General features: G+C 51.3%; 26 protein-coding genes. 23 read left to right on the top strand and 3 right to left on the bottom strand.

Annotated elements, in window-relative coordinates:
- Nucleotides 1-32 precede the first annotated feature (32 nt).
- From ACULM0_RS03810 to ACULM0_RS03735, 16 genes are all read left to right on the top strand, one after another.
- On the top strand, nucleotides 33-797 hold the full coding sequence (locus ACULM0_RS03810; RefSeq protein ID WP_463679142.1) for a DUF6933 domain-containing protein: 765 nt from the start codon (nucleotides 33-35) through the stop codon (nucleotides 795-797).
- Nucleotides 798-813: 16 nt separating this feature from the next.
- Nucleotides 814-1,296, top strand: a complete 483-nt coding sequence (locus tag ACULM0_RS03805) for a hypothetical protein (protein WP_463679141.1) — start codon at nucleotides 814-816, stop codon at nucleotides 1,294-1,296.
- Between the two features lie 502 nt (nucleotides 1,297-1,798).
- Complete coding sequence (gdhA, locus tag ACULM0_RS03800; protein WP_463679140.1) at nucleotides 1,799-3,136, top strand: NADP-specific glutamate dehydrogenase; 1,338 nt, start codon at nucleotides 1,799-1,801, stop codon at nucleotides 3,134-3,136.
- Nucleotides 3,137-3,319: 183 nt separating this feature from the next.
- Nucleotides 3,320-3,589: an ACT domain-containing protein gene (locus ACULM0_RS03795; protein ID WP_463679139.1), complete on the top strand. Its 270-nt coding sequence runs from the start codon at nucleotides 3,320-3,322 to the stop codon at nucleotides 3,587-3,589.
- 8 nt (nucleotides 3,590-3,597) lie between these two features.
- Nucleotides 3,598-4,956, top strand: a complete 1,359-nt coding sequence (locus ACULM0_RS03790) for a DUF711 family protein (protein WP_463679138.1) — start codon at nucleotides 3,598-3,600, stop codon at nucleotides 4,954-4,956.
- A 115-nt stretch (nucleotides 4,957-5,071) separates the two neighbouring features.
- Nucleotides 5,072-6,031, top strand: coding sequence for a threonine ammonia-lyase (locus tag ACULM0_RS03785; protein WP_463679137.1), 960 nt, complete (start codon nucleotides 5,072-5,074; stop codon nucleotides 6,029-6,031).
- Complete coding sequence (locus ACULM0_RS03780) at nucleotides 6,028-6,399, top strand: RidA family protein (protein WP_463679136.1); 372 nt, start codon at nucleotides 6,028-6,030, stop codon at nucleotides 6,397-6,399. The genes ACULM0_RS03785 and ACULM0_RS03780 overlap by 4 nt, the downstream gene beginning before the upstream one ends.
- A 286-nt stretch (nucleotides 6,400-6,685) precedes the next feature.
- On the top strand, nucleotides 6,686-8,110 hold the full coding sequence (atpD, locus tag ACULM0_RS03775; RefSeq protein ID WP_463679135.1) for a F0F1 ATP synthase subunit beta: 1,425 nt from the start codon (nucleotides 6,686-6,688) through the stop codon (nucleotides 8,108-8,110).
- Nucleotides 8,082-8,459 (top strand): F0F1 ATP synthase subunit epsilon, encoded by a 378-nt coding sequence (locus ACULM0_RS03770; RefSeq protein WP_463679134.1) that lies wholly within the window; start codon nucleotides 8,082-8,084, stop codon nucleotides 8,457-8,459. The genes atpD and ACULM0_RS03770 overlap by 29 nt, the downstream gene beginning before the upstream one ends.
- A gap of 12 nt (nucleotides 8,460-8,471) precedes the next feature.
- Complete coding sequence (locus tag ACULM0_RS03765) at nucleotides 8,472-8,768, top strand: AtpZ/AtpI family protein (protein WP_463679133.1); 297 nt, start codon at nucleotides 8,472-8,474, stop codon at nucleotides 8,766-8,768.
- A 13-nt stretch (nucleotides 8,769-8,781) separates the two neighbouring features.
- A complete protein-coding gene (locus ACULM0_RS03760) occupies nucleotides 8,782-9,066 on the top strand; it encodes an N-ATPase subunit AtpR (RefSeq protein WP_463679132.1) in 285 nt (94 codons plus the stop codon).
- Nucleotides 9,067-9,070: 4 nt separating this feature from the next.
- Nucleotides 9,071-9,772: a F0F1 ATP synthase subunit A gene (locus ACULM0_RS03755; protein WP_463679131.1), complete on the top strand. Its 702-nt coding sequence runs from the start codon at nucleotides 9,071-9,073 to the stop codon at nucleotides 9,770-9,772.
- A 79-nt stretch (nucleotides 9,773-9,851) separates the two neighbouring features.
- Entirely contained in the window at nucleotides 9,852-10,118 is a 267-nt protein-coding gene (locus ACULM0_RS03750) for a F0F1 ATP synthase subunit C (protein WP_463679130.1), read from the top strand.
- 4 nt (nucleotides 10,119-10,122) lie between these two features.
- Nucleotides 10,123-10,878: a F0F1 ATP synthase subunit delta gene (locus tag ACULM0_RS03745; RefSeq protein WP_463679129.1), complete on the top strand. Its 756-nt coding sequence runs from the start codon at nucleotides 10,123-10,125 to the stop codon at nucleotides 10,876-10,878.
- Between the two features lie 12 nt (nucleotides 10,879-10,890).
- Nucleotides 10,891-12,402 (top strand): alternate F1F0 ATPase, F1 subunit alpha, encoded by a 1,512-nt coding sequence (locus tag ACULM0_RS03740; protein WP_463679128.1) that lies wholly within the window; start codon nucleotides 10,891-10,893, stop codon nucleotides 12,400-12,402.
- Entirely contained in the window at nucleotides 12,403-13,275 is an 873-nt protein-coding gene (locus ACULM0_RS03735) for a F0F1 ATP synthase subunit gamma (RefSeq protein ID WP_463679127.1), read from the top strand.
- A 119-nt stretch (nucleotides 13,276-13,394) separates the two neighbouring features.
- Here ACULM0_RS03735 and ACULM0_RS03730 read toward each other — a convergent pair whose 3' ends face one another.
- From ACULM0_RS03730 to ACULM0_RS03720, 3 genes are read right to left on the bottom strand one after another with little or no spacing between them, the layout of a single operon-like run.
- Nucleotides 13,395-15,587 (bottom strand): tetratricopeptide repeat protein, encoded by a 2,193-nt coding sequence (locus tag ACULM0_RS03730; RefSeq protein WP_463679126.1) that lies wholly within the window; start codon nucleotides 15,585-15,587, stop codon nucleotides 13,395-13,397.
- Nucleotides 15,571-15,849: a hypothetical protein gene (locus tag ACULM0_RS03725; protein ID WP_463679125.1), complete on the bottom strand. Its 279-nt coding sequence runs from the start codon at nucleotides 15,847-15,849 to the stop codon at nucleotides 15,571-15,573. The genes ACULM0_RS03730 and ACULM0_RS03725 overlap by 17 nt, the downstream gene beginning before the upstream one ends.
- The gene (locus ACULM0_RS03720; protein WP_463679124.1) at nucleotides 15,846-16,337 is read right to left on the bottom strand and encodes an RNA polymerase sigma factor; all 492 of its coding nucleotides are present in this window, start codon (nucleotides 16,335-16,337) and stop codon (nucleotides 15,846-15,848) included. The genes ACULM0_RS03725 and ACULM0_RS03720 overlap by 4 nt, the downstream gene beginning before the upstream one ends.
- A 258-nt stretch (nucleotides 16,338-16,595) precedes the next feature.
- Here ACULM0_RS03720 and ACULM0_RS03715 point away from each other — a divergent pair, with 258 nt between their 5' ends.
- From ACULM0_RS03715 to ACULM0_RS03685, 7 genes are all read left to right on the top strand, one after another.
- Nucleotides 16,596-16,847 carry a hypothetical protein gene (locus ACULM0_RS03715; protein ID WP_463679123.1) on the top strand — a complete coding sequence of 84 codons (252 nt, stop codon included), beginning with the start codon at nucleotides 16,596-16,598 and terminating at the stop codon, nucleotides 16,845-16,847.
- Nucleotides 16,848-16,898: 51 nt separating this feature from the next.
- Nucleotides 16,899-17,231 (top strand): hypothetical protein, encoded by a 333-nt coding sequence (locus tag ACULM0_RS03710; protein ID WP_463679122.1) that lies wholly within the window; start codon nucleotides 16,899-16,901, stop codon nucleotides 17,229-17,231.
- 42 nt (nucleotides 17,232-17,273) lie between these two features.
- Complete coding sequence (locus tag ACULM0_RS03705; protein WP_463679121.1) at nucleotides 17,274-17,783, top strand: GNAT family N-acetyltransferase; 510 nt, start codon at nucleotides 17,274-17,276, stop codon at nucleotides 17,781-17,783.
- Nucleotides 17,784-17,795: 12 nt separating this feature from the next.
- A complete protein-coding gene (locus tag ACULM0_RS03700; RefSeq protein ID WP_463679120.1) occupies nucleotides 17,796-18,611 on the top strand; it encodes a GNAT family N-acetyltransferase in 816 nt (271 codons plus the stop codon).
- A 16-nt stretch (nucleotides 18,612-18,627) separates the two neighbouring features.
- On the top strand, nucleotides 18,628-20,280 hold the full coding sequence (locus ACULM0_RS03695; protein WP_463679119.1) for an SWIM zinc finger family protein: 1,653 nt from the start codon (nucleotides 18,628-18,630) through the stop codon (nucleotides 20,278-20,280).
- 108 nt (nucleotides 20,281-20,388) lie between these two features.
- Entirely contained in the window at nucleotides 20,389-21,810 is a 1,422-nt protein-coding gene (locus ACULM0_RS03690; protein WP_463679118.1) for a DUF234 domain-containing protein, read from the top strand.
- Between the two features lie 58 nt (nucleotides 21,811-21,868).
- Nucleotides 21,869-22,819, top strand: coding sequence for a hypothetical protein (locus ACULM0_RS03685; RefSeq protein ID WP_463679117.1), 951 nt, complete (start codon nucleotides 21,869-21,871; stop codon nucleotides 22,817-22,819).
- Nucleotides 22,820-22,846: the final 27 nt, after the last annotated feature.

Here is a 22,846-nt window from a genome sequence, read left to right as displayed (position 1 = left end):
AACTGCCCGCTAGGGCGGTTTTCCTAGGAATCTTGGCACTTCAGTGCCGAGTAGTTCAAGGTGTCAGAAAAAAAGAGATGAACCGGTTGGACGAGATCATCAGAGAGACCCTCACCACCGCACTCAGCGATTGTCGTATCGCCGAAGATCTCATCGCTCCCTATATAGCAGGTGTGGGAGAGCCGATCTACACGAAAAGTGGCACGCGACAGCAGCTGGGAGTGCTCAATCGATCGGCCCTGGAGCTGAAATATTTCTTCGATGATTTCAAGGAGGAGGGACTCTTTCAGCGCCAGCTTAGTCAACATTTGAACACTTGTCTTTACAAAGATGATCGCGGTGGGGTTGTGGAACCCGACCAAGTAATGGCCCATCTCCTGATGAGAACCTTTCAGGTGGACGGAAAAGCCTATGATCTGGGAGAAATCGCCCTGCACATCTTCTCGGGGGATCGGTTTGGTTACGAGTCTTTCTTACACGTTCCTTCGGGAGAAATCCGTGAGGTAGAGAAGGATTCCGATGACTTCGAGGATCTAGATTTCAACGATGCTTACATTTTTATCCCTAGTAAAAACCTAGATTACTGGGGAACCTTCCAACGGTTCGCCAGTGGTGTAGAGGATCCGGTCTTTCTAGAGAAATTGGAGCACCTAGGGCATGGCCGTGGAGCGGTTAAAAGGATCGAAGGATTGCTTGGAGCGTACCCGGCGATCGAAAGAAAGTGGTTCGATTATCGAGACCAGATTGAAAAAGAGTTGGTGGCAGATTGGCTCCGTTCAAAAGGACTGATGCAATGAATTGGAGAGATGTGAGATGAGTCGCTACGGGGAACAGGTGTCTTACAAGGTCAAATGGTCGGGGAGGGTCCGGTCGATCCAACCTCGGACCAGGGTCTGGCGGTATATCACGCACAACAGGACCCATTATCATATAGGGTACAACGTGTTTCTCACCGGTGAGAGCGAGAACGACCTAGAGGAATTTACCGTCGCCATCTCGGAAAAACAGCTGCAGAAACTGGATCTGCAGATCGATGATGAACTCAAGGGGCACGGCCTGGACGAAAAAATTCCCTGCGAGAGAATACGCGGATCTCTACCGAGCGGGGAGTATGAAGGTGGTCAAAAGGGGGGAGCCGTCCTCCGGTGGGACACCCCCCTGGACCGGACGACTGCCGGAGCTGGCCACCTACGAGAGAAGGGGCGCCAGGATGCTAAGCAAGAACCTCTGGAAGGGGAAGTGCTTTTCCTGTTACTGGGCCACCATGTCCAATGTGGAAATTCAGTGGGATTTTGATCGCGACATCAAGAAGTATCGCTTTGAGAGCTTTTGTTATGGGCCCAAATCTTGTCCACTTTATAAGTCCGGACGCGCTAGGTCCGTGCCCTATAGAAACCGCGACTCAGCTCTCGATGATGGGAATCTAGATGAACTCTGCACCGAGGGCAGGGACTGGGACGCATGATCGGGAAATGGCAACTATTTTCGAAGGCACTCCACCATGAGTGCTTTTTTTGTGACCGATTTTCAAGTACACAGCTTGTGGCTTCTTCATTTCAGTGGTCAATTTTGGGAAGTCCAACTGAACATTGAAGGGTAAACCTTTTCCTCACCTTTGTTCAAGAAATGATTTAATCACTTTGCATAAATTTTGAAAGTGCACACTGAAAAATACAGAATATTCTAGGGTTTGCCATTGACACATTCAAAAACATTCAATAAACTTGATAAATAATCTACGAAAATGAAGATTGCTCTGGAACGAGCATACCATGGGACCTGTAGGAGGGGACAGCACATGACATACACAGAAGAAGTACTCGCTAGAATCAAAGAAAGAGATGCACAGGAGCCGGAGTTTATCCAGGCCGTTGAAGAGGTCTTTCACTCGATTGAACCGGTAATCGAAAAGCGACCGGACTACATAGCAGCGCGAATATTAGACCGGCTGGTGGAGCCAGAACGCACGATCATGTTTCGCGTGCCCTGGGTCGATGACGAGGGGAACATCCAGGTGAACCGCGGGTTCAGGGTACAGTTCAACGGAGCGCGCGGTCCCTACAAGGGTGGCCTCCGCTTCCACCCATCGGTGAACCTGAGCATCCTTAAGTTCCTCGGATTCGAGCAGATCTTTAAGAACACCCTCACCGGTCGGCCCATCGGAGCGGGTAAGGGAGGGGCAGATTTCGATCCCAAGGGAAAAAGTGACGGTGAGATCCGGCGCTTCTGCCAGAGTTTCATGACCGAACTCTACCGGCACATCGGACCCGACGTCGACGTACCTGCAGGGGATATCGGCGTGGGCTCGCGGGAGATCGGCTACCTCTACGGCCAGTACCGCCGCATCCGCGGTAGTTTTGACAATGGGGTCCTCACGGGCAAGCACCTGACCTACGGCGGCTCCCACGTCCGAACCGAGGCCACGGGCTACGGACTCCTTTACCTCACCAAGGCGGTCTTCGACTATCTGAATCTTTCCATGAAGGGGAAAGTTGCCGTCATCTCCGGTTCCGGAAACGTTGCCTGCTACGCCGCGAAAAAAGCGATGGAGCTCGGTATGAAGGTGGTCGCCATGAGCGATTCCTCCGGCTATATCCACGATCCAGAGGGAATCGATGTCACCGCGATGATTGAGCTGAAGGAAGTGAAGAAAGCCAGGATCAAAAGCTACCTTGAGATCCGTCCCCAGGCGACTTACAGCGAAGTGTCCAAGGAAATCTGGGAGATCCCTTGTGACGTGGCCTTTCCCTCGGCAACGCAGAATGAGATTACCCTGGAGGTCGCCGAGAAGCTCGTGACAAAGGGCGTAATCGCCGTCGCCGAAGGGGCGAATATGCCGACGACCAACGAAGCCCTGGCTTACTTGAAAGAGCATGATGTGATCATTGTGCCCGCTAAGGCGGCTAACGCCGGTGGTGTGGCGATCTCGGCCGTGGAAATGACGCAAAACGCCATGCGCCAGCCGATGTCCTTTGAAGCAGTGGACGCCCTGCTCAAGGAAATTATGGAAAAAATCCACGTGGAAACCGTGGAAGCAGCTGAAGTCTATGGTTTCGGTTACGACCTGGTCGCAGGCGCCAACATCGCCAGCTTTATCCGCGTGGCCGATGCCATGATCCAGCAAGGAGAGTACTAGCGGCAAGGTCTACTGATCCATAGATCGGAGGCTTCAATCGAAAGCAAGCGTTTGCCGGGAAAGTAAGCACAAAAAACACCCTTTCTATGTTATGATAGATGCATTGACAAACGACAGACAACCGTCCGCCCATTGCGGACTTGCCTGTGCGTGGCGTAACAATTTGGGAAGGGGATGGAAGCAGTGAAAGCAGTGATCACGGTGATCGGTAAGGATCGCCCGGGTATAATCGCCAAGGTGTCGATGGCTCTTTACGAGCAGAACGCCAATATCGATGACATCAACCAAACCATCATGCAGGGACTATTTACCATGGTCATGGTGGTGGATCTGACGGATCTCAAGGTGAGCATCGAAGAGCTCCAGAGGCAACTGGGCTCGGTGGGAAAAGAGCTGGGGACAGAGATCCGCTTGCAGCGTGAGGAAATCTTCTCCGCTATGCACCAGGTATAGGTGATTTTATGCTGACAATGCGACAGATTCTAGACACCCAGGACATGTTCAACGAACAGAAGCTCGATATCCGCACGGTCACGCTTGGGATTTCCCTTCTCGACTGCGCCGATAGCAACGGCGCTCGTATGGTCGAAAAGGTCTACGATAAGATTACACGGGTAGCCGAGCGTTTAGTACCCGAGGTGGAGGCCATCGAGCGGGAGTTCGGCATACCGATCATTCACAAGCGGATCTCGGTCACACCCATCGCACTTCTCGCCGGGGCTTCCGATACCGATGTGACAGTGGATCTAGCCCATGCCATGGACCGTGCAGCGAGAGATGTGGGTGTGAACTTCATCGGGGGTTTTTCCGCCCTCGTGCACAAGGGGATGACCAAAGGCGATCTACGCCTTTTGAACGCCCTACCCCGCGCTCTGTCTGAGACGGAAATCGTCTGTGGTTCAGTGAACGTAGCCACCATTCGAGCGGGTATGAACATGGATGCCATTGCCCTGATGGGTAAGATTATCAAAGAGACTGCCATGCTCACGAGGGATAAGGAGAGCATCGGCTGCGCCAAACTCGTGGTCTTTGCCAACGCTGTGGAGGACAATCCCTTTATGGCCGGCGCCTTCCACGGGGTGGGGGAACCCGACGCCACGATTAACGTGGGCGTCAGCGGACCGGGCGTGGTGAAAGTAGCCCTAGAGGAAGTAAGGGGGAAGAGCTTCGACGAGGTGGCAGAGGCCATCAAACGGGCGGCCTTCAAGATCACCCGCATGGGAGAGCTAGTGGCCCGTGAGGCATCGAGACGATTGGCGGTGCCCTACGGAATCGTGGACCTCTCCCTGGCCCCAACGCCAGAGATCGGCGATAGTGTGGCCCGAATTCTGGAGGAGATCGGTTTGGAGACCTGCGGGACCCATGGGTCCACGGCAGCCCTGGCCATGCTCAACGATGCCGTCAAGAAGGGTGGGGCCATGGCGTCCTCTCATGTGGGCGGCCTCAGCGGTGCCTTCATCCCCGTCAGTGAAGACGAGGGAATGATCGAAGCCGTGGAGAAAGGTGTGCTCAGCATCGATAAACTCGAGGCCATGACCTGCGTTTGCTCCGTGGGGCTCGATATGATCGCGATTCCTGGGGAGACCCCTGCAGAAACCATCTCGGCCATCATCGCTGACGAAGCGGCCATCGGTATGATCAATAACAAGACCACCGCAGTCAGGATTATACCGGTGCACGGCAAGAAGGCTGGCGAGTCAGTGGAGTTCGGTGGCCTCCTTGGTCGGGCGCCCATCATGCCGGTGAACGGCGCCTCTTCAAAAGCATTTGTGGAACGCGGCGGCCGGATCCCGGCTCCGATACACAGTCTGAGAAACTAGTTGGAAGATCCATGGAGTTGCTCTTATTCGAGCGGCTCCTTTTTTTTCTGCGTATGAAATGTTGCTCGATTCGTGGTAAAGTAGTAGTAGAAGGATGACCAGAAGGAGGCAACCCATGATCACCGTTCAAGAGATCCGAAAGGCAAGAGAAAGAATCGATCCACACATCCACCGGACACCGCTGCTCCGGTTGCACCATCTGGATGCTTACCTCGGGTGCAAGGTCTATGCGAAGCTCGAGTCCTTTCAAAAGACCAATTCCTTTAAGGTGCGCGGTGCGCTAAACGCCCTGATGTCCTTGCCGGAAGATGTGCTTTCGAGAGGTGTCGTCACCGCCTCATCGGGTAACCACGGAAAGGCGCTGGCCTATGCCGGGGCGCAGCTGGGTGTTAAGGTGCACGTCGTGATCCCGGAGACGGCACCACAGATTAAGGTCGACGGTGTACGGTCCTACGGGGCAGAGGTGATCTTCAGCTCGCCGGCCGAACGGATGCAGGTGGCCAGAGGCCTGGCCGAGGAACGAGGGTGGCATTTCGTATCACCCTTTGACGATGCGCTGATCATGGCAGGTCAAGGGACCGCGGCACTGGAGATCATGGAAGAGCTTCCCGATCTCGACGCGATCCTCGTGCCCATCGGGGGCGGAGGATTGATCGGCGGGATCGCTACTGCAATCAAGGGCACGCGCCCGGAGATCCGTGTGATCGGGGCGGAGCCCGCCGTGGTGCCGCGGTACACCAAAAGCCTGCTCGCGGGCGAGCGGATCCTCCTGCCGCCGGAGTCGCGGTCTGTGGCCGATGGCCTACAGACCCTTAGGCCCGGAGAGATTAACTTTCCCGTGGTCAAGAAACACGTCGACGAGATCGTTACCGTGGAGGAAGAAGAGATCCTGAGGGGAACAAAGCTCTTCCTCACCGAAGGGAAACTACTCGGTGAGATCTCCTCCTGTATCACCCTCGGGGCCATCCTCCAGGGGGCGGTCAGGTTCCAACCTGAAGATCAGGTTGTCTTGTTCATCACCGGTGGCAATATCGGCATGGACCAATTCGAAAAATTCAAGGAGATGAGCGTATGAGAGCAGTGACAGGAGCACCGGCGCGCGGTCACTACGTGCCAGCGATGATCAGTGGAAACACCGTATACGTATCGGGACAAACCTCGGCGGATCCGGAAACAGGACTACCGGTTGCCGGTGGTATAGAGGCCGAGGCCAAGATGGCCCTCGACAAGATGGAGCGCGTCCTCAAAGATGCCGGTTGTACGAAGGAACAGGTCGTCATGTGCAGGGTCTACATCTTGACGGCGGAGGACTGGGACACGGTTAACGGCGTCTACAGTGCGTTTTTTGGCGACCACAAACCGGCGAGAGCCATCGTACCGATCCGAGAACTCAGCAAAGGATGCCGAATCGAAATCGAAGCCGTGGCGGAACTTACCCAGTAAGGGTAAGGGGCGAAATCGCATTTTCTTATTTGTACTGGACGGGCGAAAGCCCGTCTTTTTTTTGTGTCTTAGAGAGGCTCTTCCGATTGTTTCAAGTGAAAAAAATGGGCAAATCATGGGTAGTCCACCAGGGAGGGATTTAGAGGGTAAAGTTACATCAGGAATCTTTCGGGTAAAGTGTAAATAGTGTAAGGTCATAATCCGTGTGCGTTTTCATGGTTTGATAGAAGAAATGGCTAGTATTTTTGATGCGTTGGCACCCGATCATATGTGAGGAGATGTGATCATGGAAGAGTTGAACAGAGGTTATATAAAATCCATAAGAGGTAGCGTTGTTGAGGCCGTCTTTGAAGATCGGCTACCCGCCCTCAAGAACAAGCTAGTGGCGGGTGAGAGAAGTGAGATCATCCTAGAGGTCAGTTCTTATGTAGACGATCGTACGATCAGGGCCATCGCCCTCACCTTTACAGCGGGGATTTCACGGGGAGATGCGATTGAGGATACGGGGGGCCCTATTATGGTTCCCGTGGGCAAAGAGATTCTCGGGAAAATGTTTGACGTGTTTGGCAATACCCTCGATGAGACCACCCTGCCTGAAGGAATCGCACGGAAGTCCATCCATCAAAAACCGCTGCCCTTTTCGAAAAGGAGCGCTTCGAACGAGATTTTTTTAACGGGGATCAAGGTGATCGACATCCTCACTCCTCTCGCGAAGGGAGAAAAGGCAGGTCTATTTGGTGGGGCGGGGGTCGGTAAAACCGTATTGATCACCGAGCTGATCAATAACACGGCTAAAAAAACGAAAGGATACAGCGTCTTCTGCGGTATCGGGGAACGATCGAGAGAAGCAGAAGAACTGTACCGTGAGGTCAAGGAAGTGGATGTGCTGAAAAATGCGGCATTGATCTTCGCGCAGATGAATGAGCCGCCGGGAGCGAGATTTCGCGTGGGCCATGCGGCCCTGACGATGTCCGAATACCTCAGGGATGTGGAGAAGAAAGACGTGCTGCTTCTCATCGACAACATCTTTCGATTCATTCAGGCGGGTTCAGAGGTTGCAGGACTCATGGGCAAAATGCCATCGAGAGTGGGCTATCAGTCGACGCTAGCCAGCGAACTGTCCGAACTTGAAGAACGGATCTCCAGCACGCGATCGAACGCGATCACATCCATACAGGCGGTCTACGTACCTGCAGATGATTTCACCGACCCGTCGGCCACCCATACGTTTTCGCACCTATCCGCCTCGATCGTCTTATCGAGAAAACGGGCGAGCGAAGGACTCTACCCAGCTATAGATCCTTTGAACTCTTCTAGCAAGATGCTGAACAAGCAGATTGTAGGGGAAGAGCATTATCAAATCGCGCGGGAAATCAAAAAGACCCTCGCCACCTACGGAGAGCTTAAGGATATGATCGCCATGCTGGGAATCGAAGAACTATCGAAGGATGACCGGAATACCGTATACCGCGCGAGGAGACTGGAACGTTATCTGACGCAACCTTTTTTCACAACCGAGCAGTTCACCGGAATGGCTGGAAAGCTCGTGGCTTTAGAGGATGCCCTGGAGGGATGCAGAAGAATTCTAGATGATGAGTACATGGACTACGAAGAGAGCGATCTCTATATGATCGGAAAAATCGAAGAGGCCGATGAGAAGCGCAAGGAAAGGATGGGAGATCGTGCGGATCAGATTGATTCTGCCCAATAAGACGTTGCTGGACCAGAAAGTGTCCAAGATTTCTGCTCCGGGTGCCGGAGGATCCTTTCAGATCCTGCCCAAGCACATCGATGTCACCTGGAGCCTTGTACCCGGCATTCTCACCATCACCAGTGAAGAGGAAACCATCTATTACGCCATCCAGAGAGGTGTCTTGGTTAAAAAAGGAGACATGGTTTACGTCTCTTGCTTTCAAGCGATCAGAGGTGATTCCTTGGAAAGTCTGAACGAAAACGTGATCGGTCGCTTCAGAGATCTGGATGAAGACGAGAAGAAAGCAAAAGAAGTGCTCATCCGATTGGAAACGGATGCCGTGAGAAGATTCTTAGAGTTCGACTAAAGGAGTGATCCCTTGAAAAAGAAAGAACCGACTCCTGAAGAGGAGCTAGTAAAACGCGTTGAATCGGATAGTCGAAAGAAGATCAAGGCTCAAAAAGAAGGCTCTGAGGTGATGTTTGGATTGGGCCTTTTCGGTATCGTCGGATGGTCCATCGCCATCCCCACGTTGATCGGTATCGCGATTGGCGTTTACCTGGACAACAACTTTGCATCGGATTTTTCCTGGACATTAACCCTACTGTTCGGCGGGATTATCATCGGTTGCTTTAACGCTTGGCACTGGGTCAATGAAAAGAGTAAGGATGACTAACGGGAGGTAATATATGGTAATCGCATTTGTTGGTGGTGTTGTTCTCGGTGTGTTTTTTTTCGGTGGACTGTACTGGACCGTGCGTCAGTTTGAGCGGGCGAGAAATCCAGCCCTCTTGATGATCGCCAGTCTAGTCGTGCGTATGCTGATTCTGTTGATCGGGTTCTACTATCTGATGGATGGCGATTATCGGAATTTGCTCACTGCGCTAGTGGGTCTTCTCCTCGTGCGGTTCGTTATGATCATGAACACAAAAAAGAAGATTCATCCTCCCGATACGAACCAAAGGAAGGAGTGATGTTGTGAATCTAGATCCCAGTGACATTGTCTACTTCGAATGGCATTTCGTTAGGATCACGGCGACCTTGGTCTTCACGTGGGTGACGATGCTTATTCTATCGCTCGGCTCCTACCTGATCACGCGGAACCTGACCAAGGGATCGGAGATCACGAGGGGGCAAAACATCTTAGAAGCGGTTATTGAAACCCTCAGAAAGCAGATCAAAGAAATTAGCCAACAGGATCCTGGTAGATACCTACCCTTTATCGGGACTCTCTTTATCTTTATCTTGTTCGCGAATATCCTCTCGATCGTCCCGGGCTTTATCTCGCCCACCGGTTCGCTCAATACAACTGTGGCACTATCCCTATGCGTATTCTTTTCTGTACCTGTTTACGGGATCGCCAGCCAAGGCTTTACCGGGTATATGAAGGAGTACATCAAACCCACGGTAATCATGCTGCCTTTTAACATCATCAGCGAGATTTCCAGGACCCTATCTCTGGCCATCCGTCTTTACGGTAATGTCATGAGCGCCAGCGTGATCGTGGCCATCCTGCTTGGGGTCATTCCCTTGTTCTTCCCGGTGATCCTTCAGGTCCTCGGCCTGCTCACCGGGGTGATCCAAGCCTATATTTTTGCCATTCTCGCCATTGTTTACATTGCCTCGGCGTCGAAAGAAAAAGAGAAGAAGAAGGAATCCACGGCTGAGGGCAATGAATAGAGACGGATCCCTGTTCGATCGATCGAGAAAGATGGAGAGATCGATCATTCACCTACAACACCCTACGAGGAGGTAATTTATGGATGCTATAAGCATTATCGGTATGACATCGATTATTGTCGCGGGACTTACCATTGCGGTCGGTTCGATCGCACCGGCGATCAGTGAGGGAAACGCTGTTTCGCAGGCTTTGAAATCCATCGCACAACAACCCGACGAATCCAATACGATTTCCAGAACACTGTTTGTCGGTCTAGCTATGATCGAATCCACGGCGATCTACTGCTTCGTCGTCTCTATGATCTTGCTGTTCGCAAATCCGTTCTGGGATCAAGTGATCGGATAGGCTTATGCAGATAAACTGGTTTGAAGTGATAGCGCAGATTATCAATTTTTTCATCATCCTTTTCCTGCTTCACAAGCTCTTTTACAAACCGGTGATCCAAGCAATGGAATCACGGCAGGAGCGGATCAGCGAGAAACAAAGGGATGCAGATGAGAAAATGGAGCACGCGAACGAACTGATCGCGGCTTACGAGGACAAAATGGAGGAAATCGAAGACCAGAAGAAGACGATACTGGCAGAGGCCAAACAAGAAGCACAGAAGGAAAAGGAACGCCTCATTGAGGAGTACAAAGAGGAAGCACAGGAGAAAGGCAATGAGTATCTCAATGAGCTGGAGCAGGATAAAGAGAACTACTTGGACGAGGTGAGAAGGACACTCGGTCACAATGCAATGAAGATCGCCTCGCACATACTCAGTTTACTTTCAACGAAAGAGCTCAATGACGAAGTGTTCGAGGCTTTTCTCGACAGAATCCAAACCTTGGATGAAGAGTTTGTCACGTCAGAGCGTTCCTCCAAAGAGCAAGCGTTCACTGTGACGAGCGCAGAAGAAATGTCTGACACACACAAGGAGCGCCTCGAGACCACGCTCGTGGAAAAGCTAGGCGACTACGAAAAAATCACCTATCGGGTGGAAGAAGATCTCATCTTAGGTTATGAACTGCGACTCGAAACGGCAACGATCCATACGAATATCGAGAAGTACCTGGATGAAGCAGAGGAGAACATCGTCAAAGCTTTGGAAAGAAAAGCATTTTAGGAGGAGAAATCAATGCTAAGAGAACAGCTCTCCTTTCTTGAAAAGGCAGTTGACCAGGCGCTCGAGAAAGAGATCAAAGAGAAAGATATCGAGGAAAGCGGGACCGTACTATCCATAGATAGCGGTATTGCTGTTGTGAAAGGTCTCAAAGATGTGAAGAACCAAGAACTCGTCCGTTTCCCCGGGGATACGATGGGCATGGTTTTCAACCTCGATCCCGGAGCCATCGGCGTGATTCTCCTTGGGGATTTTGATCATATCCAGTCGGGTGATAAGGTGAAAAGAAGCTACCAAGTGGCCGACATTCCCGTTTCAGATGATTTTCTAGGAAGGGTGATCAACCCGCTCGGGGAAGTGTTAGATGAAAAGGGATCCGTCCAGGTCCACAAGCGTCTACCGATCGAACGGGAAGCACCTCCCATCATGCATCGGGCACCGGTCAATACGCCTCTTCAGACGGGACTCAAGGTGGTTGATTCTGTCGTTCCCATCGGTAGGGGCCAAAGGGAGTTGATCCTAGGCGATCGACAGACCGGCAAAACTGCTATTGCCATCGATACGATTATCAACCAAAAGGACAAGGATGTGATCTGCATCTACTGTGCCATCGGTCAGCAGATCACATCGGTTTCGAAGACACTAGATGCCCTCAGGGCCCATGATGCCATGGGGTATACAATCATCATGATCGCAGGGTCCGAGGATCCCCCGGGAGTAGCCTATACCGCACCGTACGCGGCGACCTCCATGGGTGAGTATTTCATGGAAAAGGGGAAGGATGTATTGATCATTTATGACGATCTAACACGCCATGCCCGTTCGTATAGGGAGCTCTCCCTCCTCTTGGAAAGACCGCCCGGTAGAGAAGCGTACCCTGGCGATATTTTCTATATCCACTCGAGACTGCTCGAACGGTCGACACACTTGAAAGAGGAATATGGTGGTGGAAGCATCACCTCGCTTCCCATCATAGAAACGCAAGCAGAGAATCTCTCGGCTTTCATTCCCACCAACCTGATTTCCATCACTGATGGACAGATTTACCTATCCCCCAAACTCTATCAAAAGGGTAACCTGCCCGCTGTTGAAATCGGGACGTCAGTATCTAGGGTCGGCGGTAAGACACAGATTCCTGTTTATAGGCAGATCACCAGCGCACTGAAGCTCACGTATTCTCAGTTCGAAGAACTGGAGGCTTTCGCAAGCTTCGGTACGCGCTTAGATGAGAGCACGAGAAAAACACTCGAAAGGGGGAGACGCATCAGAGAGGTGCTGAACCAGCCCCAGTTTTCCCCTGTGGAGGTCTCACGGCAGATCGGAGTGTTGCTCGCCGCAACCTCAGGTATGCTAGATGATGTCCCATTGGAAAAAATCAGCGTAGCAGAAGAGATCATCTGGGAAATCATCCGAGAAGATGAGGACTTTCTCAGGAGCATAACGGAAGCTGAGCGACTCGAGGAAGAGACGAAGGAGCACTTTCTAAGTGAAGTGGAAGATAGGCTAAGCAAGGAGTTGTACCGGTAAATGGAAACCATGCAATCCTTAAAAAAGAGTATCCAATCTGCTGAGAATCTTCATTCTGTCGTTAGCACGATGAAAGCCCATGCTTCAACCAACATCACGCAATTCCAAAACGCTGCCGAAGCCTCAAGAGAATACCGTAGGACGCTGGATATGGCTCTCCATATCCTTTTGTCGAAAGAGGAAGAGAGGCTTGCTCCCCAGGAAATCGATGCGGATCAAACGATCCACATTGTATTTGGTTCAGATCACGGATTGGCGGGACGCTTCAACGAAAGAATCACGGGCCTTGCCAATAGTAGGATCCCCGCGCAAGAAGGCCATCAAGTCATTGTAATCGGACAGCAGGTTATGAGCAGACTGGAAACGCATCTTCCGGTATCCGCATTTTTTTCGGTACCACAGACCCAGGATGGGATCACACCCATGGTACAAAGACTGTTGGCGAAAATCGACGAGCTCAGGGGCGCATCTCATCTCGGAAAGATCCTTCTGTATTACAACAAGCCCTTGGATGCCGCTGGATTCGCAGAAGAAATCGAGCTACTGTTCCCCTTGGATTTCGAAGCATTGGCCCAGCGAACAGGGCAGTGGAACTCAAGGTCAATCCCTACCTATCTGATGGATCGAGAGCAGCTTCTCTCGGACATTCTACAACAGTATTTCTTCATCACCCTTTACAGGACATACTGTTTTTCCCTGGCATCCGAAAACGCAAGTCGACTGGCTTCCATGGAGTCTGCAGAGAAAAATATCGAGGGTAGACTGGAGGAGCTCGATAAAGAGTACCGCATGGAGAGACAGAATAGCATCACCGAGGAGATCAATGATATAATCTCGGGGTTCAAAGGCATGAAAAAGGCGAAGGGAGGCTAGAGAAGGATTGTCTAGCCACCTCGAGTGCATCCAAAAGTGAGAATCCAGCGCAATGAAAAAGCCATCCCGACTCAGGATGGCTTTCGTATTTTGTCTGCAGAATCAATGGGTTAGGTTCATCAGAACCAGTTGTGATAACGCTTGAGTTCCTTGAGCAGGGCGCGGACATATTGGTCCTCCAGTGCGTTGACTGTGGTACGGTAGCGGTCGACGAAGTCCTCTGGGGTTTCGGCCCTCAGGTGCGGAAAGGCATCCTCAAAGAGCAGGCGGTACATGGTACTGATGTCGCTCTCCGGCTGACGATCCAGCCATGCGAGCGCCTCTCGGTAGGCACCGTCTCGGATGAGCACGTGAAAGGGTGCATAATCCGATCTGTTGTCGATAACTTCCAGGTGTTTCTTCAGATCAGTGTCAAGGGCCTCGATTCTGTTCGAAAGAAGCATATAGTTGGCATCCCAGTAACGCAGGCGCTCATTGCTCACATGTACGATGAAGTAGTCTAGACCTTTCTCAAAACGCCCGCTATTGATCAGACTCCGTGCGTAGGCAGACCGAAGGTAGATGTTTTTGGGGTCTTTCTCGATCATCCGAGCGTAGGTCTTCGCTGCGGTGTCAAAGTCCTCCCTCTCCCCGTAAAGTCTCGCGAGTTGCGAGAGGAGCTGGTCCGTTTCACCGTAAAGAGCGATGAGCTCTCCGGTGTAGTTGATCGCCTTCTGGTAATCCTGGCCACCGAGGACCTGTGCAAAATCGCGATCCTCGACCACCTGGTAGCCCTTGGTGTAGAGATTCGACAAGACCTTGAGGCCGTGGCCGGAAGTATTGGACTCGTACCAGGCGATGGCCTCCTCGATTTTACCTTCGGCGAGGAGCTGGTCCCCGGGACTCAGCTCTTCACGTCCCTCCACGTAGGCAGAGGTGGAGAGGGCGTCGGTGAAAAAGCCGTTGGTTACGTAGTCAGCATCGCCGTCTCTTGGAACCGGCGTAATACGAAAGGTGTAGGTATCCGAGAGGTAGAGCGGCTCAATAAAGCGCTCGATGGCCAGCTCGTCTTCAGAAGAACTGAAGCTAAAGGCCATCTGGCTGTTGGCGCGCAACGTTTCGAGTTGAACCTGCCCCTTCTGAGCGTCCGCGATCTCACCGGAGTATGCCGCGGCGTTGGCGTCGTACTTGGGATCCGTGTGCTCGACCCGGATCATGTAGTTCCTGCCGCTTCCGGCCAAGGGATCATCGATCTCGTAGTGCAAGGTACCGTCGACGATCTCAAAGGTCTTGAACCCTACGCCCGTGTGGAGCTCGAAATCCTGCGTGTTCTCCTCCATGGGTTTCGCGAAAGTATAGTGTTCGCGCATCATCTGCTTGTCGTGGACGAGCTGCCAGGGGAGGGCGAGACCGACGCCCAAGATATTCTCGTGGACATTTTCGAGTGCGTAGGTGCCATTTTCATCCGTCGCAAGCAGGGAAGAGGCACGGGAGGCGGCGCCGCTCATGCCCCTATGTAGTTTCTCGTAGACAAAGGCACCCCGGATGGGCTCGCCGTCAAGGGTCACGCGGCCCCTTACAGTGCGATCGGTCCGTACCGCATTTTGATCCTCGGGGAAGAAGCTGGGATTTGAGATTTCGTTGTTCATACGATAGATATCTTCAAAGAGATAGGCGTAGCCCTCATTTTTATCGGCAGAAGAGGAATCTGTCAGCGTTACGTCCGTTTCCGGCACCATCAAATCGAAAAAGTGTGCCATGAAGGTGAAGAGGGCGTCGCGGGTTGTAGGGTAGGCATCACGATCCATCACTTCGAGTTGCTCCACACTTTTCTCGAAGTCGTGGAGGCCCAGGTGCATACCAGCCGAAACGAGGAGGACATCATCGTTTGTCGTGGTATCGTTGAAACCCTCCATCAGGTCGAGGGCGAGGTCGACGTTACCGCTGAACCACTGGGAAAGGGCCACCCGGATCACATAGTCGGGATGGTCGGCGTAGAGGTCGTACTGGTCGTCGTAGGTTAAAAAGGTCTCCTGGATCTTATCGGCATCGGCAGAAGATATTCGCATGCCCTCGATGGTGTAGCCGTCCTCAATGGTCACGAGCATATAGATCGGGTAGTTGTTTTCTTTCAAAAGCAGACCCAGGCGCTCGCTTTCGCCGGCCAGAGAGTTCGTTTCAAAAGTATTCAGATCGATCTGATAATCATTCGGTACCAAGCCGTTGTAGTAGGCTAGGCCTTGCCAGAAAAGACTCCTGGAGAAAAAGAGCAGGGTGACCAGTATAAGGAGACCGATCAGTGTTTTAACTTTAATCCTAATATGTTTTCTCATGGAGTCCCCTTTCGTTGATCACGGCAATGGGATAGGTGGGTGTGCCTTCCGGTACATCGCTCCACCGGATACCAACCACCACAGCAAAGAGGGTCAAGCATGCCACGAAACCCTTGGTGGGAAGCAGGAGCTCATAATTGAGCAGGGCCGATAGCTTCTCCAAGGGACCCTGATCTTTTTGCTCTAGCTCGGCAATGCGTGAGAGGACGTCACTTTTTCCCTCGAAAGTGATGTGCTCGGTCGTTGTCTTCCAATCGGTCATGGTCGCCCACCTCCCGTGAGTTCTTTTTTCATCGCCTCGCGCCCGCGTTTGAGGCGCATCTTCACGTTGCTTTTCGACAGGTCCAGGATCTCAGCGATTTCCTTCACGCTGTGGTCGACGAAGTAATGCAGGGTAAGCACCTCCCGGTAAGAGCGCTTCAGTCGTCTCAGGGCATTTTCTAAGTCCATGGCATCCACTCTCATGTCTTCAAAAACAACGGAATCGGTCCGAAGCTCAGAGGGATCCACAACAAAGGGACGTTTCTTTCGCCAGTGCATCTTGATGTGGTTCATCAGAATGCGGTAGAGATAGGTCGCGTGACTGGCATCTCCCCGAAAGCGGTGGTAGCTCTTGTAGAAACTGATGAAGGTTTCCTGGGTCAGGTCCTCGGCCAAATGGGCATCGCCCAGCATGACATAGGCCGTCCGCTTCAAGAGATCGCCGTGTTCATCTATGAGTTGTTCCATGATCTGTTTCATCTCATTCATTGGACCCTCCTACCCTTTAGATGCACGGGGTGCCCTTCTGGTCACAACTATTTATAATCTCTGGGAAGAAATCGAAAGTTTTTGAAGTCTCGTTATCAACAGGTTACCATAGATTTTCTGGTATTCTTGGGTTGGAGTTCTTAACTTAACGGTCTTTCTTTTTAAGCTACCTAGTGTTCTTACATTTTCTAGATCGTGAGCTCTTAAAATCGACACATGGTATAATGATAAGACCGAAAAGAAAGGGAGGACAAAATCTTGAATCCTTTGAAAAAAGCTAAAATCGAATACATCATTTCAATCATGGGTGTAAGCCTTTCCGCGCTTGGGCTTGCTTTTGCGCTCATGGCGATGAGGTTTGTATCGAATCCTATGAGCGTTCCACTGCTCTTGAGCATGATCTCGATCTTTTTTGCCAATCTGACCATACTCATCTTAAGTAGAAAGAGATACAAAGGCTCTATCGAGAAATTGCCTTCATCGACAGGGATTCTGCACGATCATATCTGAGATCGTCAATGGTCATGAATAGTGAGTACGAGAAGAGAAGCGGGTGAACAAATGAGAACATTCATAGCCTTTATCGATATGCAGCGTGCTTTCTGGGCCGGAGAAGTGGACTACACCGAGTACGCGCGGTTCGTCAGACGAAAGGACCAGGTGGTCCTACAGTCCCTTTTCCTGCTGGGCTTTCTCCTGATCATGGTACTGGTCTACGATGTTCCTCTGATCATGATCCTCTGGATGGTGGTGGTCGGAGGGTATGGTCTGCTGATGCAAAAGGATGTCGATACCGTCGGACAGCAGTTCCGGCGGGCCTTGGTCTGGGGGATCACCTCCTTTCTTGCGAGCGCCGCGATGTTGTTCATCGGCGTGGGGCTCGGTTGGCTCTAGGTGGATACAATGCAGAAAGACGACTGGGAGGAGGATTCAAAAATGACCTACCGTTTTGTGCCCATGGAGCGAGACTACGCCGAGGAGATTGCCTATCAGTGGCATTATGAGGGGGCGTACGCTTTCTACGACATGCAGACAGACCAAGAAGACTTCGAGGCCTTTTTGGATGTGGACAACTGGGAAGGCGGTTTTTTCGCTGCGCTAGGAAGTGGTGGTGAACTCGTGGGCTTTTTCCACTACACCATCGAGCATGAAACCATGACCATCGGGCTCGGGATGAAACCGTTGCTCGCGGGAAAAGGCGCCGGCAGAACCTATGTGAGCGAGGGCATCGCACACAGCCTTTATCAATGCGCCCAACCTGTGAAGGAAGTAGTCCTCTCTGTGGCCCACTTCAACCACCGGGCCATCCGTGTGTACGAATCCCTAGGATTCAAGAAGGTCAGGGACTTCATACAAGAGACCTACGGCGGACGTTACGATTTTATCGAGATGAGGAGAGCGGTTCGGGAAGAGGAGGGAAAACCCTCGACGAGCGATCACAGGTAAGGGGAGATCAAGATGCAAAAGGTCCACCAGATAGACCACAAGAAAATCAAGCACCTCCTGAGCGAGGACAACCCGAGTTACTCCGGCATCTTGGCAGGAGAGAGCAAGGGGGAGGTCTGGGTCGATGATCCGGAAAAACCTACGCTGGCCATGGTGTACTCCGAACCCGTGGGGGGATTTCATCTCTTCGGTGAGCCTGCTGATCCCGGTGTGCTCGAACGATTCGGTTCTTACATAAAAAACGATTTCACAGCAGTGCTTCACAATCGGGGATCCAGTGCCTTTGAGTTCTCCGTGGAGAGCGAACGTACGGAAGCACAGATCCTCCGTCTTTTTCCCGATTGCACGATCGACCGGGAGGACGAATACTATTTTGTCCACAGAGGCACGCTAAAGTCTGAAGTGGAGAGGGACCATGACATACACCGCGTAACACCGGAGTTACTGGAGGAAATGAAGAGTGGAAAAGTGAATAACCCGGCTTTTCTCTTGGACCGACTTCACGACTCGTGGGAGAGCGAGGACCAGTTCTTCGCTAGAAGCCTGGCTTTCGTGGTCATCGATGGGGAGACGATCGCTGGCGTGATCATCGGTACGTCTCGTTACAAAAACCGCCTACCCATCGACATCGAGGTAGCAGAGAGCCACCGGAGATTAGGCATGGCCCATCTCATGACAGCACATTTTGTTAACACTTGCATAGAGGAGGGATGGATTCCCCATTGGAACTGCGTGTCATCGAACCCGGCTTCGAGGGCTGCAGCAGAGAAGGCGGGATTCGAATGGATAAAAAGTAGAAAAGTCCACTGGTTTTCGATCTGCAGATGAGGAGGTAGAACGGTCAATGAAATGGATGGATTTGTTCGCTGGTCATATTCTGAAAAGGGGTAGTGGATACTATGAAGTCGGTCGCGTGCGAAACCTGGTTGTGGAGGGAGACCGCATCGAAGCGTTGGTCGAGGGAAGTGAACCCTATGACGTTCAAATTTCAATGGAAAATGGATCGGTCAAGGAGATGACCTGCAATTGTCCCTATGCTAACGATGGCAACAACTGCAAGCATATGGCTGCGGTCCTCTTCGCTTGGCAGGAGGGCTTGTCCCAGAAAAGCCCAGATTTTGAAGATCGCGAAGAGCATGAAAGCGTGCGTGATCTGGTCGGTCGAACGGACGACAAGAGCCTCAAGGAATTCTTGGTCAGACAGCTCGAACAGGATCAAGAGCTACTCTATCGGTTTCAACAGTTCAACGATTGCGATCTGAGCCTAGAGGATTTATTGCTCCTTAGGGGAAGAATCGACGGCATCTTTTCTGCACATGAGGATCGCTCGGGTTTTATCCATTTCGCTCGTGTGGGTTCTTTCGAAACAGATCTAATCGCTCTGATCGATGGAGAGCTGGCAAATCTCGTTTCCTTCGAACACCAAGAAGAGGCCTTCGATCTATCTGCTTACCTTTTCCTGCGTTTGGGTCAGCAGGATTTGGACGATTCCATGGGAAGTACAATGACCATTGCCGATGCATGCTCGTCACTTTGGGAGAAAATCCTCCTCACGTGTGATCTGGCGGTCAAGGAGAAAATGTTCCGGTGGATGCTTATGCACCTTCGCGGGTTGGTGGTCGATTACATGGAAGAGTATTTGGAGGATTTCCTGAGAGCACACTTTCGCGAGCCTGTTTTCGTCAATCGGTTGATCGAGCATATAAAGGAACGGGTGAGCGCTCACCAGAGAGATCCCCATGACTGGTCAAACCGGTACAGCGCTGAGAAATGGGCAATTTGGCAATTGGAAGTGCTATTGGAAAATGGGGCTTCGGATGATCAGGTCATCTCTTACTGTGAGGAGCATCTCGTGCTGGACGAGGTGAGAAAACGTTATGCCGCGTGGCGCCAAGAACGCGGGGAAATCGACCAAGCCATCGTTTTGTTAAGAGAAGGTCTCGATGAGACAGATGGATGGTCGGGTCTTCAGAGAGACTATAGTGTTCAGCTGAAAAACCTCTATTTCGATTGTCAAGACCACGAGGCATATGAACAAGAGCTCTGGTCCTTGGTCCTAAAATATGACAAGGGTAAGCTCGAATGGTTCAGGGCGCTCAAAAACCTTTATCCTGAAGTCGAGTGGATTGAAAAGCGCGAACGCGTATTTGAAATCGTTGGGTGGGGAGATCGCTTGGCCGAGCTGTATAAAGAAGAAGGTCTCTTCGATCGCTTGCTGACACTCGTCATCAATGACCAGGGTTTGTATCTGATGAACCAATACGAGGCCCACTTAAAGGATCGGTATCCTGAAGAGCTCCTTTCAAAGTTTGTTTCAGAGGTGGAAGAGATGGCCAGCGTGTCTTCAAATCGCAAGAAATACCGGGAGATCGTAGCCATCCTGCGGAGAATGCACGGGTATCCATCCGGTAAGCAGCAGGTCGAAACTATCGTCGGACGATGGAAGAAAGCTTATAAAAGGCGGAGCGCCATGATGGAAGAGCTACTGCGACTTTGAAACACTGGCATGGAGCACAACTCAAGTACGATTAAGTTAATCGTACTTGAGTAAATCTTGATTAACGTGTACAATGGAGATGATCGAACCCATCCAGGAGGTGCACTGATGAACCGTTTCATAGGTCGTGAACACGAACTGAAACTTTTAAACGATTTCCATGCCACGGACCGTTTCCAACTCGTGATCATGTATGGTCGGCGCAGGGTTGGAAAAACCCGTTTGCTTGCAGAGTTTTGCAAGGATAAGCATGCGATTTTCCACGTCGCCGAACAGCAGAACCAGCGGTTGTCACTTGAGCAGTTCTCTGCTCAGATCATCAGGCATTTTGAGATGGAACAGTATATGACCACCTTTGCTACCTGGGAAAAAGCACTGCTGTTTCTGGCGGATAGGGTACGTGATACCCGCACTGTTCTCGTAATCGACGAGTTTCCCTATCTGGCCGAAGAGAATTCCTCGCTGTTGTCAACATTACAAAAAATAATCGATCATCATTTTCTGTCGACAAAATTATTCATGGTCTTATGCGGTTCTTCTATGAGTTTCATGGAAAACCAAGTGCTCGGTCATAAGAGTCCGCTCTTCGGAAGAAGAACAGCTCAGATGAAAGTGGAGCCCTTTGCGTTCAAAGTGGCCAGACAGTTCTTCCCTGAGTACTCGGCCGAGGAACAAGTCCAATGCTACGGTGTGCTCGGTGGCACGGCCCATTATCTGGATCAGTTTTCTCCTGAGTTATCCTTTGATCAAAATATGGTGAAGTATCTCTTCTCCACGTCCTCTTATTTGTACGAGGAGCCTGGAATTCTCCTGAAGCAAGAGATGCGCAATCCGGCAGTCTATCAATCGATTCTAGAGGCAATTGCTTCTGGTGCAAGCAAAATGAATGAAATCGCGACAAAAATTGGTGAGAGCTCATCTAAGGTTGCGGGTTACATGCGGCATTTGATCGATCTTGGGTTGGTCGAAAAAATGATACCCGTTACGGACAAGCATACTTCCCGGAAAACGATCTACCAGATGCGTGATCCGTTATTTCAATTTCATTTTCGGTACGTCTTTCCCTATCGTCATCTCATCGAACAAGGGATGGGAGAGGAAGCGTATGCACAGAAGGTCAAGCCAATACTCAACCAGTATCTTGGTCAGTTGTTCGAGAAGATTTGCACGGAGTGTGTTTGGGAACTGGCCAGGAAGGAAGAGATCCCCTTTTTCATTGAAAGAATCGGGCGATGGTGGGGGAACAACCCTACGCTCAAGCGACAGGAGGAGATTGACCTCGTCGCACTAGGAGAAAAAAAAGGCTTATTCTGTGAATGTAAGTACCGGAATGAGCCGACTGATGTGGAGGTTTTGAAAACCCTCGAACGTCGGTCTGAGTTAATCGTGGTCAAGGAACGGTATTATTATGTTTTTTCTAAAGCAGGGTTTACCGATCGAGCGCAAAACTATGCAAAGGCAACCGATACTTTTCGACTGTTCGACCTTGAAGATTTGAGTCGCGTGCTGGATGCGGACGAACAACCGTAGACAAGTCGAATGATGTATGAGATATTAAATATCAGACTCGAACGAAGGAGGCCCTTACTTGCAGCAAATCATTGATCTTATCTTACAATCCGGTGCCCGTGGCATCGACCTGTCCTTATACTTGATCCTTCCGATCATGGTCACCATGATGGCCATCATGAAGGTCCTAGAAGAGAAGAATGTACTCAACAAAGTGGCATTGGTGTTTTCCCCACTGCTACTGATCTTTGGTCTTCCCGGGCTCGGGGTGTTTGCCCTGATCCAGATTCTCTTTATCTCCTTTGCTGCCCCCGTGGCAACGCTGAAGGTGATGGAAACGAGATCCTCCATCAGCGATGCTCGCATCGCCGCAACTTTGGCCGCCATACTGGTGATGGCCCAGGCGAATGCCAGCTTTCCCTTGGTGGCCGTTGGACTGAATCTGCCGATCAATATTCTAACGTCGATCCCCGCAGGACTTCTGGCGAGTTTTATCGCCTTTAAGATATGCGTGAAACGCAATCTACACGATCCAACAGAAGAGAAAAATAAGAAATCCAAAGACCTGGAAGACAATCAACAGCCTAAAAAGAAAATCATCCCCTTGCTTTTCAAGGGCGGTGAAGAAGGCCTTCACATTACGCTGAAATCCATACCACCGCTGATCTTGGCCATTTTGATGGTCAACATCTTTGAGATGGTGGGCATCATCGGCGTCTTGGAGACTATCATGGCCCCGCTCCTCACGACCATCGGGATCCCGAGCATCGCCGTGCTGCCCATCGTGACCAAGTTTATCGCTGGCGGCACCGCTATGATGGCCATCATTCTGGATCTCATGAAGGAAGGCCTGATGACCACAGCGGAGCTCAACCGCATGGCAGGTTTTACCTTGAACCCTTTGGATCCCGTTGGACTGGCCGTGCTACTGGCCACAGGTCCCCGGGTGACGAAAGTGGCAAAACCCGCCATTATCGCTGCGGTCATAGGCATTGTTTTTCGGGGCATCCTTCATATTATTATTTTTTGACGATAGGAGACAAGATAACCCACTACA

Source organism: Halotolerantifilum yawarlongkerapense (genome assembly GCF_054506745.1).
The sequence above is the reverse complement of the archived record's forward strand: the minus strand, read 5'-3'. Positions and strand labels throughout refer to the sequence as shown.

Bases quoted from the DNA above. Each gene is read 5' to 3' on its own strand.
- ACULM0_RS03805 (WP_463679141.1), top strand. From the start codon at position 814: ATGAGTCGCTACGGGGAACAGGTGTCTTACAAGGTCAAATGGTCGGGG.
- gdhA (WP_463679140.1), top strand. From the start codon at position 1,799: ATGACATACACAGAAGAAGTACTCGCTAGAATCAAAGAAAGAGATGCA.
- ACULM0_RS03790 (WP_463679138.1), top strand. From the start codon at position 3,598: ATGCTGACAATGCGACAGATTCTAGACACCCAGGACATGTTCAACGAA.
- ACULM0_RS03785 (WP_463679137.1), top strand. From the start codon at position 5,072: ATGATCACCGTTCAAGAGATCCGAAAGGCAAGAGAAAGAATCGATCCA.
- ACULM0_RS03780 (WP_463679136.1), top strand. From the start codon at position 6,028: ATGAGAGCAGTGACAGGAGCACCGGCGCGCGGTCACTACGTGCCAGCG.
- atpD (WP_463679135.1), top strand. From the start codon at position 6,686: ATGGAAGAGTTGAACAGAGGTTATATAAAATCCATAAGAGGTAGCGTT.
- ACULM0_RS03760 (WP_463679132.1), top strand. From the start codon at position 8,782: ATGGTAATCGCATTTGTTGGTGGTGTTGTTCTCGGTGTGTTTTTTTTC.
- ACULM0_RS03750 (WP_463679130.1), top strand. From the start codon at position 9,852: ATGGATGCTATAAGCATTATCGGTATGACATCGATTATTGTCGCGGGA.
- ACULM0_RS03745 (WP_463679129.1), top strand. From the start codon at position 10,123: ATGCAGATAAACTGGTTTGAAGTGATAGCGCAGATTATCAATTTTTTC.
- ACULM0_RS03740 (WP_463679128.1), top strand. From the start codon at position 10,891: ATGCTAAGAGAACAGCTCTCCTTTCTTGAAAAGGCAGTTGACCAGGCG.
- ACULM0_RS03735 (WP_463679127.1), top strand. From the start codon at position 12,403: ATGGAAACCATGCAATCCTTAAAAAAGAGTATCCAATCTGCTGAGAAT.
- ACULM0_RS03730 (WP_463679126.1), bottom strand. From the start codon at position 15,587: ATGAGAAAACATATTAGGATTAAAGTTAAAACACTGATCGGTCTCCTT.
- ACULM0_RS03725 (WP_463679125.1), bottom strand. From the start codon at position 15,849: ATGACCGATTGGAAGACAACGACCGAGCACATCACTTTCGAGGGAAAA.
- ACULM0_RS03720 (WP_463679124.1), bottom strand. From the start codon at position 16,337: ATGAATGAGATGAAACAGATCATGGAACAACTCATAGATGAACACGGC.
- ACULM0_RS03710 (WP_463679122.1), top strand. From the start codon at position 16,899: ATGAGAACATTCATAGCCTTTATCGATATGCAGCGTGCTTTCTGGGCC.
- ACULM0_RS03705 (WP_463679121.1), top strand. From the start codon at position 17,274: ATGACCTACCGTTTTGTGCCCATGGAGCGAGACTACGCCGAGGAGATT.
- ACULM0_RS03700 (WP_463679120.1), top strand. From the start codon at position 17,796: ATGCAAAAGGTCCACCAGATAGACCACAAGAAAATCAAGCACCTCCTG.
- ACULM0_RS03695 (WP_463679119.1), top strand. From the start codon at position 18,628: ATGAAATGGATGGATTTGTTCGCTGGTCATATTCTGAAAAGGGGTAGT.
- ACULM0_RS03690 (WP_463679118.1), top strand. From the start codon at position 20,389: ATGAACCGTTTCATAGGTCGTGAACACGAACTGAAACTTTTAAACGAT.